The 15,591-nt window shown below is 69.1% G+C and carries 17 protein-coding genes; 11 read left to right on the forward strand and 6 right to left on the reverse strand.

From position 1 onward, the window contains the following. Positions 1-856 (reverse strand): LacI family DNA-binding transcriptional regulator (locus AX744_RS21970; protein WP_061018474.1); only part of this gene is annotated, 856 nt, incomplete at its 3' end. Between the two features lie 116 nt (positions 857-972). Between AX744_RS21970 and AX744_RS21975 the strand changes: the two genes are divergently transcribed. The 9 genes from AX744_RS21975 to AX744_RS22015 are packed head-to-tail and all read left to right on the forward strand — an operon-like array spanning position 973 to position 9,938. Continuing rightward, positions 973-2,331, forward strand: coding sequence for an ABC transporter substrate-binding protein (locus tag AX744_RS21975; RefSeq protein WP_061018475.1), 1,359 nt, complete (start codon positions 973-975; stop codon positions 2,329-2,331). An 18-nt stretch (positions 2,332-2,349) separates the two neighbouring features. Next, a complete protein-coding gene (locus AX744_RS21980; protein WP_046748543.1) occupies positions 2,350-3,279 on the forward strand; it encodes a carbohydrate ABC transporter permease in 930 nt (309 codons plus the stop codon). Beyond that, on the forward strand, positions 3,276-4,187 hold the full coding sequence (locus AX744_RS21985; protein ID WP_046748544.1) for a carbohydrate ABC transporter permease: 912 nt from the start codon (positions 3,276-3,278) through the stop codon (positions 4,185-4,187). Before AX744_RS21980 ends, AX744_RS21985 begins: the two co-directional genes overlap by 4 nt. Then, positions 4,184-5,017: a sugar phosphate isomerase/epimerase family protein gene (locus AX744_RS21990; protein WP_061018477.1), complete on the forward strand. Its 834-nt coding sequence runs from the start codon at positions 4,184-4,186 to the stop codon at positions 5,015-5,017. The genes AX744_RS21985 and AX744_RS21990 overlap by 4 nt, the downstream gene beginning before the upstream one ends. After that, the gene (locus AX744_RS21995; protein WP_061018479.1) at positions 5,014-6,132 is read left to right on the forward strand and encodes a Gfo/Idh/MocA family protein; all 1,119 of its coding nucleotides are present in this window, start codon (positions 5,014-5,016) and stop codon (positions 6,130-6,132) included. Before AX744_RS21990 ends, AX744_RS21995 begins: the two co-directional genes overlap by 4 nt. Next, on the forward strand, positions 6,129-6,989 hold the full coding sequence (locus AX744_RS22000) for a sugar phosphate isomerase/epimerase family protein (protein WP_061018481.1): 861 nt from the start codon (positions 6,129-6,131) through the stop codon (positions 6,987-6,989). The genes AX744_RS21995 and AX744_RS22000 overlap by 4 nt, the downstream gene beginning before the upstream one ends. After that, positions 6,986-8,212: a mannitol dehydrogenase family protein gene (locus tag AX744_RS22005; protein ID WP_061018484.1), complete on the forward strand. Its 1,227-nt coding sequence runs from the start codon at positions 6,986-6,988 to the stop codon at positions 8,210-8,212. The genes AX744_RS22000 and AX744_RS22005 overlap by 4 nt, the downstream gene beginning before the upstream one ends. Continuing rightward, the gene (gene manD / locus AX744_RS22010) at positions 8,209-9,447 is read left to right on the forward strand and encodes a D-mannonate dehydratase ManD (protein ID WP_061018486.1); all 1,239 of its coding nucleotides are present in this window, start codon (positions 8,209-8,211) and stop codon (positions 9,445-9,447) included. Before AX744_RS22005 ends, manD begins: the two co-directional genes overlap by 4 nt. Before the next feature lie 5 nt (positions 9,448-9,452). Continuing rightward, positions 9,453-9,938 carry a gluconokinase gene (locus tag AX744_RS22015; protein ID WP_231728852.1) on the forward strand — a complete coding sequence of 162 codons (486 nt, stop codon included), beginning with the start codon at positions 9,453-9,455 and terminating at the stop codon, positions 9,936-9,938. Between the two features lie 26 nt (positions 9,939-9,964). Here AX744_RS22015 and AX744_RS22020 read toward each other — a convergent pair whose 3' ends face one another. Beyond that, positions 9,965-10,420 carry an Lrp/AsnC family transcriptional regulator gene (locus tag AX744_RS22020; RefSeq protein ID WP_061018488.1) on the reverse strand — a complete coding sequence of 152 codons (456 nt, stop codon included), beginning with the start codon at positions 10,418-10,420 and terminating at the stop codon, positions 9,965-9,967. A 98-nt stretch (positions 10,421-10,518) separates the two neighbouring features. Here AX744_RS22020 and AX744_RS22025 point away from each other — a divergent pair, with 98 nt between their 5' ends. Both AX744_RS22025 and AX744_RS22030 read left to right on the forward strand, forming a co-directional pair. Beyond that, the gene (locus tag AX744_RS22025; RefSeq protein WP_061018490.1) at positions 10,519-11,142 is read left to right on the forward strand and encodes a LysE family translocator; all 624 of its coding nucleotides are present in this window, start codon (positions 10,519-10,521) and stop codon (positions 11,140-11,142) included. Between the two features lie 133 nt (positions 11,143-11,275). Beyond that, a complete protein-coding gene (locus AX744_RS22030; RefSeq protein ID WP_046748552.1) occupies positions 11,276-11,743 on the forward strand; it encodes a hypothetical protein in 468 nt (155 codons plus the stop codon). Positions 11,744-12,106: 363 nt separating this feature from the next. Here AX744_RS22030 and AX744_RS22035 read toward each other — a convergent pair whose 3' ends face one another. The 4 genes from AX744_RS22035 to AX744_RS22050 all read right to left on the reverse strand — a co-directional run bounded on the left by AX744_RS22035 (position 12,107) and on the right by AX744_RS22050 (position 15,389). Further along, the gene (locus tag AX744_RS22035; RefSeq protein WP_017829834.1) at positions 12,107-12,334 is read right to left on the reverse strand and encodes an RNA-binding S4 domain-containing protein; all 228 of its coding nucleotides are present in this window, start codon (positions 12,332-12,334) and stop codon (positions 12,107-12,109) included. A gap of 139 nt (positions 12,335-12,473) precedes the next feature. Then, complete coding sequence (locus tag AX744_RS22040) at positions 12,474-13,331, reverse strand: hypothetical protein (RefSeq protein WP_082738586.1); 858 nt, start codon at positions 13,329-13,331, stop codon at positions 12,474-12,476. Positions 13,332-13,402: 71 nt separating this feature from the next. Continuing rightward, positions 13,403-14,719, reverse strand: a complete 1,317-nt coding sequence (locus AX744_RS22045; protein ID WP_061018500.1) for a sensor histidine kinase — start codon at positions 14,717-14,719, stop codon at positions 13,403-13,405. Next, on the reverse strand, positions 14,712-15,389 hold the full coding sequence (locus AX744_RS22050; protein ID WP_061018493.1) for a response regulator transcription factor: 678 nt from the start codon (positions 15,387-15,389) through the stop codon (positions 14,712-14,714). The genes AX744_RS22045 and AX744_RS22050 overlap by 8 nt, the downstream gene beginning before the upstream one ends. Positions 15,390-15,591 lie beyond the last annotated feature (202 nt).

Below are 15,591 nucleotides of genomic sequence, written 5' to 3' on the forward strand. Positions count from 1 at the left end.
GCGGCGGGTTGCAGAAGTCGGCGCCGAAGATGTCGTCGCAGCCGACGATGCTCATGTCCTCCGGAACGCGCACGCCGCGTTCCTTGAGCCGGATGAGCATGCCGATCGCGAGGAGGTCGTTGAAAGCCACGCACGCGGTGGCGCCGGTGTTCAGCGCAGCATCCGCCGCGGCCGCGCCCGCCTTCGTGCGCGGCTGGTACGGGCCCACCTTCGTGTGCTCGATCCCGAGGCGCTCGCACGCGGCCGCCACGGCACGCCAGCGCAGGTTGCTCGCCCAGCTCGTCGGAGGGCCCGCCACGTAGCAGATGCGTCGATGGCCCAGCGAGGCGAGGTGCTCGACGGCCTGGTCGAAGCCGAGCGGTGTGTCGATGAACACCGACGGCACTCCCGGCACCGCCCGGTTCAACGCGACGAGCGGAAGCTCGGCACTGAGCTCAGCCAGCCGCTCATCGGACAGGCGGGAGGCGGTCAGGATCGCACCGTCGTACGAGCTGCGCAGCTCTTCGAGCGTGCTCTCCTCCATCTCGGGCGACTCCTCGGTATGCACGAGGATCTGCGAGTATCCGGCGACGCGAAGAGCCTGCTGCGTGCCCCGGATGATGCCGAAGTAGAACGGGTTCGTGACATCCGACACGAGGACGGCGACCATGCGGGTCGATGGTGTCGCCGAGGCGTTCGACGCGGTGACGGGGGTGTAACCGAGGTCCTTCGCGATGCGGATGATGCGCTCGCGGGTGTCGGGGTTCCCGCGACCGGGGACGGCGAGTGCGCGCGAGGCCGTGGAGATCGCGACGCCGGCGGCATCGGCCACGTCTGCGAGGGTCGGCCGGTGCGGAGGCGGTGTGAGGGACGACATGGGGCAACAGAATCACAGGATGGCAATTACTGGCAATGGATTGCTAACAATTGCCACGCTTGCCTACCTTGGCGGAGACGCAGTCACGTCCACTCACTGTCTCGAAGGAGAGTTCAATGAAGTCTCGACCCCTGATCGCCCTCGGGGCGATGACCGCAGCAGCGATCGCGTTGACCGCATGCTCGGGATCCGGCGCTGGTACGGATGACGGCGGCACCGGTGGCGCTGTCGATGGGACAGGCCAGACGCTCACCGTGATGATGGCCGCGAACGGCCTCTACCCCGAGCAGCAGAAGGAATGGTTCGGGAAGGTCTCCGATGCGTTCGAGGAGAAGACCGGAGCCACCGTCGAGTTCGAGACCTTCGCCAGCGCCAACGACGAGCTCACGAAGATCCAGACCTCCGTGCTCTCCGGACAGGGCCCCGACGTCTACGGTCTCGGCACCACCTTCACACCGACCGCCTACGCCACGGGAGCCTTCGTGAAGCTCACCGATGCCGACTGGGACAAGGTCGGGGGCCGCGACCGCTTCGTGCCATCCACCCTGGGTATCTCCGGCCCGAGCGAGGACGACGAGATCGCCATCCCGTTCGTGAGTCGTCCCTTCGTGATGGCCTACAACACCGAGCTGCTTGCCGCCGCCGGCATCGAGGAGCCGCCGACGACCTGGGATGAGCTGACGGCTGCGGCCGCGAAGATCGAATCAGGGGATGTGCACGGTCTCGCGATCGGCTACGCCGACAGCTTTGACCCCTGGAAGTTCGTCTGGGGCATGAGTGTGCAGGCGGGCAACCCGCTGATCGACGTGGACGCCAAGAAGGCGGAGATCGACGACCCGGCCGTGGCCGCCGCCTACGACACCTACTTCGGCTGGTACCAGGACGGACTCGTCGACCCGGCATCGGTCGGGTGGAAGAACGCGCAGGCCGTCGCCGCCTTCGCCGAAGGGAAGGCCGGCTTCCTGCCGATGACCTCGGCGAACTCCAAGCCCACGTTCGCGGGCTCACCTGTCGCCGACTCCTACGCCTACGCGCTCCTGCCGACCATCCCGCCGGGGGAGACCGTACTTCCGAAGGGCGGCAAGGAGGCAGCCAGCATCCTCTCCGGCGACAACCTCGTCGTCGCGCAGTATTCGCCGAACCAGGATCTCGCATTCGCGTTCATCGAGATGCTCACCAGCACCGAGTCGCAGCTCGACTACTTCGACACGTTCGGCGAACTGCCGACGGGCGTGGAGGCGGCGGCACAGGTCGAGAAGGACAATCCCGATCTGAGCGCCAACGTGCAGGCCGCCTCGCAGTCGGTGGCCACCCCGTTCACGGGCGCCTGGGGGGACACGCAGCTCGCCCTGACCAACGTGGTCGTCCAATCACTGCCCGCCCTGCAGGGGGGATCGCTCAGCCAGAGCGCGATCGCCGCATCGATCGCCGAGGCTCAGGCGAGCGCGCAGTCGGCGCTCGACAAGTCCAAGTAGCGACGCGGGGACACGCACATGGCGATCGCCACCGACACGCGTCGGAAACGGACCGACGACACCCCGCCGAGCGAGCGGCCCCGCCCGCTGTGGATGCTGCTGCCCGGCGGGGTGCTGATGACACTGCTGATCCTGGTGCCGCTGCTGCTGGCCTTCTGGATCTCGATGCTCGACCTGGACCAGTACACGATCCGGCAGTGGCTGCAGGCGCCGTTCGTCGGATTGGGCAACTTCGTCGAGGCGTTCTCCTCCTCGCCGCTGCTGCGCGGGATCGGGCTGAGCGTCAGCTATGCGCTGATCGTGTCGGTGGCGGCGATCCCGATCGGAGTCACGGCGGCGCTGGCCACGCAGAACGCCTTCCGCGGTCGCGGGCTGGTGCGCTCCGTCTACCTGATCCCGTACATCCTCCCCGCCTTCGTGGTGGCCACGGTCTTTCGGGCGATGTTCCAGCCCGAAGGAGTGGTCGACGAGGCATTCGGCGTGTTCGGGGTCGACCCGGGGCTGTGGCTCAACGGGCCGCAGAGCTATTGGACCCTGGTCATCGCGCAGCTCTGGGTGAGCTGGCCGTTCGTGTACCTGCTGACGCTGGCCGGACTGCAGGCGGTGGATGCGGAGGTGCACGAGGCCGCGGCGCTCGACGGCGCGGGGTGGGGCATCAAGCTGCGCAAGGTCATCCTCCCGTATCTGCGCGGATCGATCCTGCTGGCATTCATCCTCACCTTCCTGCACAGCATCAACGCCTTCACGATGCCGTTCGTGCTCTTCGGGATACCGGCGCCGGTCGATGTCGAGGTGCTGCCGGTCCTCACCTACGTCACGGCGTTCCAGAGCTTCCGGTTCGGCCTCTCGGCGGCCATGGCGGTGGCCTCGCTCGCGATCGTCGCGATCCCCCTGTTCATCTACCTGCGCGCCGTGCGCCTGGACACCGGAGAGGACGCGAAGCGATGAGCGCCACCACCACGATCGCGCAGGTCAACCCGCGCCGGAGCCGCCCCGGCGGTCACAGCCAGGTGGATCGGCTGCTGCCGCGCCCGCTTCTGGCTGCCGCGAACATCGTCCTGTGCCTGCTCGTGTTCGGGCCTGTCTCGTACATGCTGTTCGCCTCGATCAATGCGGATGTCGCGGTCGCCGGCGGCGCGTACTGGCCGACCGAGCTCCGGCTCGACAACTACGTCAAGGTGTGGCGCAGCGTCGATCTCGCGGGAGGGCTGGCCAACAGCCTCCTGATCTGCGGCGCGGTCGCCGTCGTCTGCGCGGCCGTCGCGGTCTCGATGGCGTGGGTGTTGGTGCGCTTCACCTTCATCGGACGCGTCACGATCCTTCGAGGACTGCTCGGGCTGCAGTCGGTCCCCGGCACGCTCATGCTGCTTCCGGTGTTCGTGATGTTCTCGACGCTCTCATCGGTGCTGCGCATCCCCACCATCGGCACCCACTGGTCGGTGTTCGTCACTTATCTCACCTTCGCGCTGCCGTTCTCGACCTGGGTGATGGTGACGTACATCCGCGGACTGCCGCGCGAGCTCGAGGAGGCCGCGCGCATGGACGGTGCCTCGAACTTCCGGGTCCTCACGCGCATCGTGCTGCCGCTGAGCTGGCCGGGGATCGTGGTCTCCGCGATCTTCGCATTCCTGCAGGGCTGGAACGACGTGCTGTTCGCCTCGGTCATGACCAACCGCGACAGCCGCACCGCCGCGGTGGCCCTGCAGATCTTCGGCGCGACGCAGGAGACGGGAGCCGTGCCCCTGTACGGGCAGATGATGGCGGCCTCGCTCATCTGCGCGATCCCCGTCGTCGTGCTCTACCTCGTGTTCCAGCGCTATCTCGTAGGCGGTCTCACCGCAGGAGGAGTGAAATGACCCCGTGGAAGCTCTCAGGATTCGGTGACGAGATCGATCCCGATCCGGCCGTGCAGATCGCCGTGCTCCAGGCGCTCGGCGCGCGGCACATCGAGGTGCGCAGCGCGTGGGGGGTGAACGTCGTCGATCTCGACGAGTCGCAGCTCGCGCAGCTCGCGGCCGTGGTGCGCGAGCGCGGCATGGCGGTGTCGGCGATCGCGTCGCCGATCGGCAAGGTCGATGTGTCTCTGCCGGTCGAGCACGAGGTCGGTCGGCTGCAACGGGCGATCCGTGCGGCCGAGGTGCTGGAGACCCCGTACATACGCATCTTCTCGTTCTTCCGTGCGGAGCACCTCTCAGCGGACGACATCCGCGACGACGTGCTCGTGCGCATGACAGCGCTCGCCCGCACCGCCGAAGCGGCCGGGGTCACCCTCGTGCACGAGAACGAGAAGGACATCTACGGCGACATCCCCTCGCGCGTGCTCGACGTGATCGAGTCGGTCGGCTCCGACCGGCTGCGCGTCGCCTGGGACAACGCCAACTTCGTCCAGGTCGGCGTCCGGCCGTTCACCGACGGCTACGCCAAGCTGCGGCCGCACCTCGAGTATCTGCAGCTGAAGGATGCTCTCGCCGCGACGGGTGAGGTCGTGCCGGTGGGCGACGGAGACGGCGAACTGCGCGAGACCCTCACCGCCCTGCGCGACGACGGCTATGCGGGGTTCGCCTCGCTCGAACCGCACCTCGCCGACGTCAACGCGCTCGGCGGCTTCTCGGGGCCTGAGGCCTTCGGTCGTGCCGGCCGAGCCCTTCGCACACTCACAGACGAGATCGGAGTCACCCTCTCATGACCGACGGAATCCTCGACGTCGCCATCGTCGGATGCGGCATCATCGGCGTCAACCACGCCAGAGCGATCGCGGCCACCCCCGGCCTGCGCATCGTCGCGGTCGTCGACGAAGTGCCGACCGCGACCGATCGTCTGGCCGACCTCATCGTCGAAGAACTGGGAGGAGAGCGCCCATCCACGCACGCCGATATCGAGTCGATCCCCGACGACATCGATGTGGTCGTCATCTGCACCCCGAGCGGTTCCCATGTCGAACTCGCCGAGCGGGCGGTCGCGCGGGGGATCCACGTCGTGCTCGAGAAGCCCCTCGACGTGTCGATGGAACGTGGTCGCCGGCTGGCCTCGATCGCACGGGACGCCGAGGCGCACGGCATCCGGATCTCGGTGATCAGCCAGCACCGCTTCGACCCGGGCGCGGTGGCCGTCGCTGAGGCCGCCCACACCGGACGCCTGGGGCGGATCACGAGCGCTGTCGCCTCCGTGCCCTGGTGGCGCTCGCAGGAGTACTACGACTCGGGCGCCTGGCGGGGCACGTGGGAGCTCGATGGCGGAGGTGCCGTGATGAACCAGGGCGTGCACACCGTCGACCTGCTGCTGTGGTTCCTCGGCACCCCCGTCGACGTGTTCGCCCACACGGCGCTGCTCGCGCACGAGCGGGTCGAGGTCGAAGACGTGGCGGTCGTCACGGTGCGTTTCGAGTCGGGTGCGCTCGCCGTTCTGCACGCCACGACCGCCGCCTTCCCCGAGCAGCCGGTGCGGCTGGCCGTGCACGGCGCGCAGGGGACCGGCATCATCGAGAACGACCAGCTCGCCCGGTTGTGGGTCGACGGCGACACCGCCGACCGCAGCGTCGACTGGGTGCCCGAGGGGCATCGGCTCGGCGACGACCGTGACCCGCAGGCGTTCGCCGAGGGGCACGCCCGCCAGTACGCCGACATCGTCGAGAGCATCCGTGAGGGGAGAGCCTCGCGGGTCGGCGTAGCCGAGGCACTGCTGGCGCTCGCCGTGGTGCGCGGCATTTACGTGTCGGCGACCACTGGTTCTGCGGTACGCGTCGCCGACCTGATCGGCGGCACCGTCGACGATGCGGACGTACGGACGGGAGGCGTCGCATGAAGTTCTCGGTGTTCACCGCGGCGACCCCCGACTGGGAGCCCGCAGAGGCGGCCCGCCGCATCGCCGCGATCGGCTACGACGGCATCGAGTGGCGCATCACCGACCAGGACGAGGCCGACCCGCCCGGATTCTGGGCCGGGAACCGCGCGACCTGGCCGCTCACCGGGCTCGAGGGGTCGGTCTCCGAGATCGCCCGCATCACCCGCGAGGCCGGGCTGGAGTTCAGCGGCATCGGCGGCTACGCGCTCGCGCCCGACCGAGACGATGTGCTGCGGACGCTCAGGGCCACCGCAGAACTCGGTGCGCGTCAGGTGCGCGTGCGCATCCCCTTCAACGACACCCAGGACTATCGCACGGTGTTCGCACAGACCAAGGGCGACCTGGAGTGGGCCTCCCGCGAGGCGGGCGCACTCGGCGTGAAGGTGCTCGTCGAGCTGCACCATCAGACGATCTCGGCGTCGGCGTCGGCTGCCCTCCGTCTGGTCGACGGCATCGACCCGCGCACCATCGGTGTGATCCACGACCTCGGCAACCTCGTGATCGAAGGGCAGGAGGACACTCGCGCCGGCCTGCAACTCCTGGGGGAGTACCTCGCGCACGTGCATGTGAAGAACGCCGTCTGGCAGCGCACCGGGCAGACGGGGCTCGACGGCGATGTGCGTTGGGAGTCGGCATGGGCTCCGCTTCGCGAGGGCATCGCCAGCGTGCCGGACTATTTCCGCGCCCTCGCCGAGGTCGGCTACGACGGCTGGGTGACGCTGGAGGACTTCTCGACGGATGCTCCGCTGGCGGAACGCCTGACCGACGACCTCGCGTTCCTGCGCGCGTCTGCCGGCGCCGCCGGCATCGGATCGTGACCGGGCCTGCGCGCACGCAGCATCCCCCGCTCCATGCCGCTCATCTGGGTCTCGGTGCCTTCCATCGGGCTCACCAGGCCTGGTACACCCAGCAGGCGAACGACCGTGCAGCCGCAGACGACGGCTGGGGCATCGCCGCTTTCACCGGGCGTGCCCCGGAGGCCGCAGAGCTGCTGTCGCGCAACGACGGCGTGTACACGGTGCTGGAGCGCTCTGCCGAGGGAGACCGGGCGACGACCGTGCAGTCGATCGTGCGGGCGGTGCCCGGATCGGATGAGCGGGCCTGGCTCGACACTCTCACCGATCCTCGGGTCGCAGTTCTGACCGTGACGGTCACCGAGGCGGGGTACTCGGCCGGTTCCGGGGTTCCGCGGCGCATCGCCGAAGGTCTCGTCGCTCGGGCGGATGCCGGTGCAGGAGCCATCGCGGTCGTGAGCTGCGACAACCTGCCGCAGAACGGCCGGGTGCTGAGCGACGCGGTGCGCAAGGCCGCCGGGCCCCAGGCTGCGGGAATCTCGGACATCGCATCGTTCGTCGACACGGTGGTGGACCGGATCACCCCTGCCGTCACGCCTGCCGACATCGACGCTGTGCGGGAGCTCACCGGCCTCGACGATCCGTCCGCGGTGGTCACCGAGCCGTTCACGGAATGGATCCTCGCGGGCGAGTTCCCGGGCGGTGCTCCGGAGTGGGCGCAGGTCGGTGCGCGATTCGTGGCGGATGTCGGACCGTACGAAGCGCGCAAGCTCTATCTGCTCAACGCCGGGCACACCTTCCTCGCCGCGGCAGGGCGGTTGCGGGGCTACGACACGATCGCAGAGGCATTCGGCGATGCCGACCTGCGCGCCGACACCGAGGCGCTGTGGGCTGCGCAGCGCACCGCGGTCGACCTGCCGGTCGCGGAGCTCGACGGATGGCTCGACGATCTGCGCCTCCGCTTCTCGAATCCGCGCATCGCCCATCGGCTCGACCAGATCCGTCGGGACAGTCCGATCAAGGTGGCGCTGCGCCTCGTCGCTCCCCTGCGGAGACGCCGAGAGGCCGGCGATGCCGCCGACGACGCGCAGCTGCACGCCGTGGAGAGCTGGATCCGCTCCCTCGTCGAACTCGACCCGACCGATCCCGCGACGGCTGTGATCGCCCGCACCATCTCCGCCGTGCCCGCGGCTGACCGCGCACGCACCGTCATCGACCACCTCACTCCCGAAGGGACCCTCGCATGAGCATCGACAAGGCTGAGGTCATCGTCACCAGCCCCGACCGGAACTTCGTCACCCTCAAGCTCACGACGGCCGATGGCATCTCCGGCCTCGGCGATGCGACCCTCAACGGCCGAGAGCTGGCGGTCGTCGCGTACCTCACCGAGCACGTGGTCCCGCTGCTGAACGGCGCCGACGAGGACCGCATCGAAGACACCTGGCAGTTCCTCTACCGGAGCGCGTACTGGCGCAGGGGACCCGTCACGATGGCCGCTGTCGCCGCGGTCGACATGGCGCTGTGGGACATCAAGGGCAAGAAGGCGGGGATGCCGGTCTACCAGCTGCTGGGCGGGGCATCGCGCACCGGGCTTCTCGCCTACGGTCACGCGTCGGGCAAGGAGCTGCCTGAACTGTTCGACTCCGTGCGCGCGCACCTCGACCAGGGGTATCGGGCGATCCGGATCCAGACCGGTGTTCCCGGGCTCAAGGCCATCTACGGCATCGCCTCTCAGGCCGCGGACACCGGAGGGGGAGAAGCCCGCTATGACCACGAGCCCGCCCGCCGAGGCGCGAAGCCCGTCGAAGAGGACTGGGATACCCGCGCCTACTTGAACCACCTGCCGGGCGTCTTCGAGGCGGTGCGCAACGAGTTCGGCCCCGACATCCCGCTGCTGCACGACGGCCACCACCGGATGACGCCGATCCAGGCGGCGAAGCTCGGCAAGGCGCTCGAGCCGTACGACCTGTTCTGGCTCGAGGACTGCACCCCCGCCGAGAACCAGGAGGCGCTGCGACTCGTGCGCCAGCACACGACCACGCCCCTCGCGATCGGCGAGATCTTCAACACCGTCTGGGATTTCAAGGACATCATCCGCGACCAGCTCATCGACTACGTGCGCGGGGCCGTGACCCACATGGGCGGCATCAGTCCGCTGAAGAAGACACTGGACTACGCGGCGATGTACCAGATCAAGTCCGGCATGCACGGGCCCACCGACATCTCGCCGGTCGGCATGGCGGCGGCGATGCACCTCGGCCTCGCGATCCACAACTTCGGCATCCAGGAGTACATGCAGCACGGCTCGCGTACCGACCAGGTGTTCCAGCAGTCCTTCACCTGGCGTGGCGGACTGCTGCACCCCGGCGACAAGCCGGGCCTGGGCGTCGAGCTCGACGTCGACGAGGCGGGCAAGTACCCGTACGAGCGGGCGTACCTGCCCTATAACCGCCTCGCGGATGGAACGGTGCACGACTGGTGACTCTGGTGACCAGGCCGATCGTCGTCATGGGGGTGTCCGGGGCGGGCAAGACGACGGTCGGCCGGGACCTCGCACATCGGCTCGGGGTCTCGTTCATCGATGCGGACGATCTGCACGGCTCGGAGAACGTCGCCAAGATGGCGGCAGGGATCCCTCTCGATGACGATGACCGGTGGCCGTGGCTCGACCGGGTCGGGGCGGCGCTCGCCGCGGACCCCGGGGTCGTCATCGCGTGCTCGGCGTTGAAGCGGAGATACCGCGATCGGCTGCGCGCATCGGCCCCTGACACGGTGTTCGTGCACCTCGACGCACCGAAGGAGCGGGTCACGGAGCAGGCGACTGCGCGCCGCGGTCACTTCATGCCACCCGCGCTGCTGGCGTCGCAGTTGCAGACGTTGGAGCCGCTCGGGGCGGACGAGGACGGGATCACGGTGACGGTGGATGGCACGGCCGGAGAGCTCGTGGAGCGCATCCGTCAGCATCTCCTCTGAGAACGTCCGGCACCTTCGAGCCGCGCTCAGGGGATCGGCACTGCGCGGTCCGCGCCGAGTCGCTTCATCACCATCGTCGACGTCAATCGCTGCACGCCCGGCAGGGCTCCGAGGGTGTTGTCGTAGAGCTCCTGGTACGAACCCATGTCGCGCGTGAGGATGCGCAGCATGTAGTCGGGGTCGCCGAACAGGCGCTGCGCCTCGACGACGGCGGGGATCGAGACGACGGCTTCCTCGAACGCGACGATCGTGTCCTTGTCGGTACGCCCGATCGTCACGAAGACGATGGCTTCGAAGGTGAGGCCGACGGCTGCCGGGGCGACCACCGCCCGGTAGCGTTCGATCGCTCCGGACTGCTCCAGCTCTTTGAGTCGGCGATGGCAGGCGGAGAGGCTCAACCCGACCTGCGCGGCGAGATTCGTGGCACTCATCCGACCGTCGTCCTGCAGTAGCGAGAGGATCTCCCGGTCAAGTGCGTCCATGGTGACAATTCTTGCAGGTGAAGCCGTCAGTCGCCCGAAGAATCGAAGCACCTTTCGCGTGATTCTTCGTAGTCTCTTCCTCGAATCGAGGAGAACCGATGGATATCGCGCTGGTCATGCAGTTCTGGGTGGTCGCCGTCATGCTCGCGCTGACGCCGGGCGCTGATTGGGCCTATGCGATCTCCGCCGGCCTGCGTGCTCGCTCGATCGCGCCATCGATCCTCGGGATGATCGCGGGTTACACGGTCGTGATCGTCGCCGTCGCGCTCGGCCTCGGCGCGCTGGTCACCACGTATCCCGTCACCCTCACGACGCTGACGGTGGTCGGCGCGCTCTACCTGATCTTCCTCGGGGCGACGACGCTCGCCAGCCGCCCGGCGCCGATCGCCGAGAGCGGCGAGCCGATCGCCACGGGCGGATGGGCGCAGTTCCTGCGCGGCTCCGGCGTGAGCGGTATCAACCCGAAGGGCCTCCTGCTCCTGCTCGCCCTGCTGCCGCAGTTCACGAGCCCCGACGGCTGGCCGTCAACGACGCAGATGCTCGCGCTCGGTGGCCTGCATCTGCTCAACATCGCGGTCGTGTACACGACCGTCGGGCTGCTCGCTCGCCGACTGCTGCGGACGAGGCCCCGCGCGAGCTCCGTCGTCACTCGGATCGCCGGCATCGCGATGACGGTCATCGGCGTCGGCATCCTGATCGAGCAGGTGATCGAGTGGCTGTGACGGCAGAGGTCTCTCACCAGGGCACAGGTCGTCACCAGCGCACAGGGCTTTTCCCCGGTGGATGCTGACCTCTCCTGGACAGCGCGGAGGTAGCGTCGAGGGGCGCCATCGACCGGCGAGACAGGAGGACCACGTGACGACGACGGGACGGACGACCACGGCCCTGCGGCTGCTGCTGCCCGCGTTCCTGCTCGGCGCGATCATCGCGATCTCGTTCCTCGAGGCGCCGTTGAAGTTCCTCGCCCCGGGGGTCACGATCCCGATCGGACTCGGTATCGGACGACTCGTCTTCACCGCGTTGAATGTGCTCGCCGGCATCGTGCTCCTGGTGCTCACGTTCGTGAGCGTGCGAGCACGGGCGGGACGCGGGCCCCTCATGATCCTGGGCGGGATCTGGCTGGTCTTCGTCGTCGAGGTCGCACTCATCCGTCCCGTGCTGAACCGGCGCAGCGACCTCGTGATCGCGGGATCGGAGGCGCCGGGCACCAACGGGGCGCACTACGCGTACATCGCGGCCGACCTCACGATCGTCGCCCTCCTCGTGGTGCTGATCATCGTCACCGCGCGAAAAGTGCTCCCTCCACCCGGCACCGTATCCTGACCGAAGCCCGTCGCGCGTAATGGTCCCGCGCATCCAACGTCTTCTCTGCGGAGGCAGCGCACCTCCACCGGTCATCTGATCGGGACGCCGCGACGACGGACCTCAGACCTCGTCGGTCGGCGAACGGCAGTGTGTTCGACCCGTGCCCTCCTCGGCGCGGTGCAACCGCCGGCCGGCGCACGAGGGCACGGCTGGGGAGTCGTGGCCCTCGGGGCGGGGTGTCCCGTTCGTTCCCTCGCGGACCGCACACCCCGCCCACTCGACCTCCCCGGAGGAATGGTCGCGAACGGCGGGGTGATGTTCCTCCGCTACCGGACCGCCTGAACTGCGGCCGCGGACCGGCCGGCGATCAGCGGGCCGAGGTCACGGTCGGACGCGGACGGTGCGTCCCTCGAACGACACGAGGTCGCCGTCGCGCAGCTGTCGTCCGCGGCGTCGATCGATCTCGCCGTTCACGGTCACGTACCCGTCGATGATGACCTCTTTGGCGTCGCCGCCCGAGTCGAGCAGGCCGGCGAACTTGAGGAACTGTCCGAGGCGGATCACCTCACCGCCGATGGAGATGTCGTCGATCGGGTCGGAGTTCGTCATCCTTGAATGCTAATCGGACTTGCGTGCTGATCGGCTTCGCCACCGCAGGACGCGATGGTGCCGCCGCCCCGGTAGAGAGCGGCGGCACCATCATGCCGGGCGTCTCGGGTCCGCCCGACAGGACGCGGCCCGCACCGACTCAGTCCATGTCGGTACCGACGACCGCGAAGTCGGCGTCGAACTCGATGTCGATCGATCGGCTGTCCGCAGTGAGCACCGAGGCGTCGTAGGGGCTCACGTCGTCGCCGTCGACATCGAGGTCGGTGATCATGCCCTCGGCCTCGGCGAGTGCGGCGGCGACCAGTGCGCGGATCGTCTCGTCGTCGAGGGTGAGCGTCGGGCCGGTGTCGTCGCCGTCTGCCGCGTCGGTGGAGGCGACGGTCGCCGCGAGCTCCTTGTCGACGCGGATCTCGGTCTCATCTCCCGCCGCTGTGCTCAGCTGCACCTCCCAGGTGCCGTCACGCTTCGCGTCGATCGAGGTGACGTCGCCGTCGGCCGCGCCGCGTGCGGCATCCGCGATCGCGATCAGCTCGTCGGCGGAGGCGGAACCGATGCCCGTCACCGGGCCACGACCGTTCGAGGGGGTGTCGCCGCGGTCGTCGCCCCTGGGGCCGTCACCGGGACGACTGTGATCTTCGCTGTCGTCCTGGCGGGGGCCGTCCGACACCGAGGAGCGGTCGTCGTCGTCGAACTCGTCGCCGATCGCCGCGCCGATGGCGATGCCGCCGCCCGCGAGGACCACGGCTGCCGCGATGCCGCCCCCGATGAGGAGCGCGCGCTTGCGGCCGGCCGTCGGGGATGATGCCGTGGCACCGGGGGTCGGCTCGGCCGCCGGGAACGTCGGGTGCTCGCCGGCGCCGGGCGCGGGTGCCGTCCCGGCCGGGGGTGCAGGGGCCGTCGGCGCCGCTGCGGCATCGGGAGTCGGGGCCACCGGCACGGTCGGCGCGTCCGGCGTGCTCTCGGGCGTCTGGTCGGGAGAGGGTGTCTTGTCGTCCATGACTCGATGCTCTCCCGCGGGCGCTGAAGCCTCCCTGAAGCGTCCTGAAGGACTCTTCAGGAACCCGTCGCTCAGGCGCCGCGGGGGAGGGTGAGGACGAACCGCGCGCCGCCCCAGCGGGAGTCGTCGACCACGAGGGTGCCGCGGGCGGAGCCGGCGATTCCGCGCGCGATCGCGAGGCCGAGGCCGCTGCCTCCGGCGTCACGGCTGCGGGCCTCGTCGAGCCGGACGAAGCGCTCGAAGATCCGCTCCCGCTCCTCGGCGAGAACCCCGGCTCCGTCGTCTTCCACCGTCACGAACACGTATCCGTCCGAGGGGATCACCGCGATCGCCACCCGACCTCGACTGTGGCGGGCGGCATTGTCTGCGAGGTTGCGCACCAGCTGGCCGAGCAGGCGCGGGTCGCCGTGCACCCGTGCGGCATGGATGCCGGTACCGTCGACGTCGAGCCCTGCCGCGCGGAGTCGGCGCACCTCGCCGAGCGCGATGTCGTCGAGGTCGACCGCCTCGTCGAGCGTGCTCGCACCCTCGTCGAGGCGGGCGAGAAGCAGCAGCGATTCGACGATGCCCTGCAGTCGGAGCCCCTCTTCCGAGACGACCTCTGCGAGCTCGCCGATGCTGGTGACCTCGGGGTGGGCCTGGGCGAGCTCTGCGTGCTGGCGGATGGTCGTGAGCGGCGAACGCAGCTCGTGCGAGGCATCCGATACGAATCGGCGTTGCGCGGTGGCAGATGCATCGAGCCGGTCGAGCATGCCGTTCATGGTGGTCGCGAGTGCGGCGATCTCGTCTGCTGTGTCGGGTACGGGAACGCGCTGGTGAAGGCGCTCGGCGGTGATGCCGTCCACTTCCTCACGGATGCGCTCCACCGGTCGGAGCGCGCGACCCACGACCAGCCAGGTGGTCACGGCCACGAGCAGCAGCAGCAGCGGGACCGCGATGGCGAGCAGCGTCGCGACCGTCGCCAGGGTCTCTGCGTCGTCGTCCATCGAGACCGCGAGCACGAGCGTCTGATCGCCGTCGATGTCTTCCGAGACCACCAGGACGGTGTCGCCGTCGACGGTGGTCGTCTGCGGGTCGTCGTCGGCGGGGAGCGGCGTCGACCCCAGTTTGTCGCGAGCCTCCTCGCTCGCGGCACGTACCGAGCCGTCCGGACCGAGGATCTGCAGTATCTCGTCTTCGAGCGCGTCGATGCCCTTGCCTCCCGGCCCACCTGCACGCTCGGCGAGCTCGCTGAGCCGCTGTTCCGCAGCGCGCTCGGTGCTGCTGTGGATGCTCGCGCTCAGCACACCGTAGAACGAGAAGGCTCCGATCAGCAGGGCGACGGCGACGACGACGGTGGCACCGAGTGTGGTCCTGCCGCGCACCGTGCGCCAGCTGCGGTTAGCCACCGTCGGCCGCCAGTCGATAGCCCGCACCGCGAATGGTCTCGATGGCCTCACGACCGAACGGCTTGTCGAGTTTGCGGCGGAGGTGCCCGACGTAGACCTCGACGATGTTGGGGTCGCCGTCGAAGTCGTCGTCCCAGACGCCGTCGATGAGGGCGCGCTTCGACAGCACCTGCCCGCGATGACGCATCAGGTACTCGAGCACGGAGAACTCCCGAGCGGTGAGGCTCACCGGGGTCTCGCCGCGCCAGACCCGGTGGGCTGCGGGGTCGAGCCGCAGATCGCCCGCCTCCAGGATCGCCGGGCGGGCGACGGCTCCACGGCGCACGAGGGCGCGGAGCCGTGCGACGAGGATCGCGAACGAGAACGGCTTGGTGACGTAGTCATCGGCTCCGGTCTCGAGTGCCTCGACCTGGTCCCACTCGCCGTCCTTCGCGGTGAGCATCAGCACGGGCGTCCAGTTCTCCTCGGCGCGCAGTGCTTCGCAGACCTTCCATCCGCTCATGCCCGGCATCATCAGGTCGAGCACGATCGCGTCGTACTGCGTCTCGCGTGCACGCCAGAGTCCGTCGACGCCGTTGTGCGCGACGTCGACCGCGAAGCCCTCGGCCTCGAGCCCGCGGCGCACGCCTTCGGCCAGGCGCACCTCGTCGTCAACCACCAGGATCCGCATTCCTCCAGTGTGGTCGGTCGACGCTGAATCCGGGCTGAAGCGGTCGAGGATCAGGTGGACGAGGATCAGGTGGAGAGGTGTGCCTGGATCTCGAGGATCACTTCGCCGAGGGCTCCGGAGGAGAGGAGCCCGGGCCCGAGGGGTCCGGCTGTATCGGTGCCGAGCGGCGGGAGGTGCCGCAGCGCCGCGGCTGCTTCGGGGG

The organism is Microbacterium sp. CCH5-D1 (assembly GCF_001557335.1).
Lineage (GTDB): Bacteria > Actinomycetota > Actinomycetes > Actinomycetales > Microbacteriaceae > Microbacterium > Microbacterium oxydans.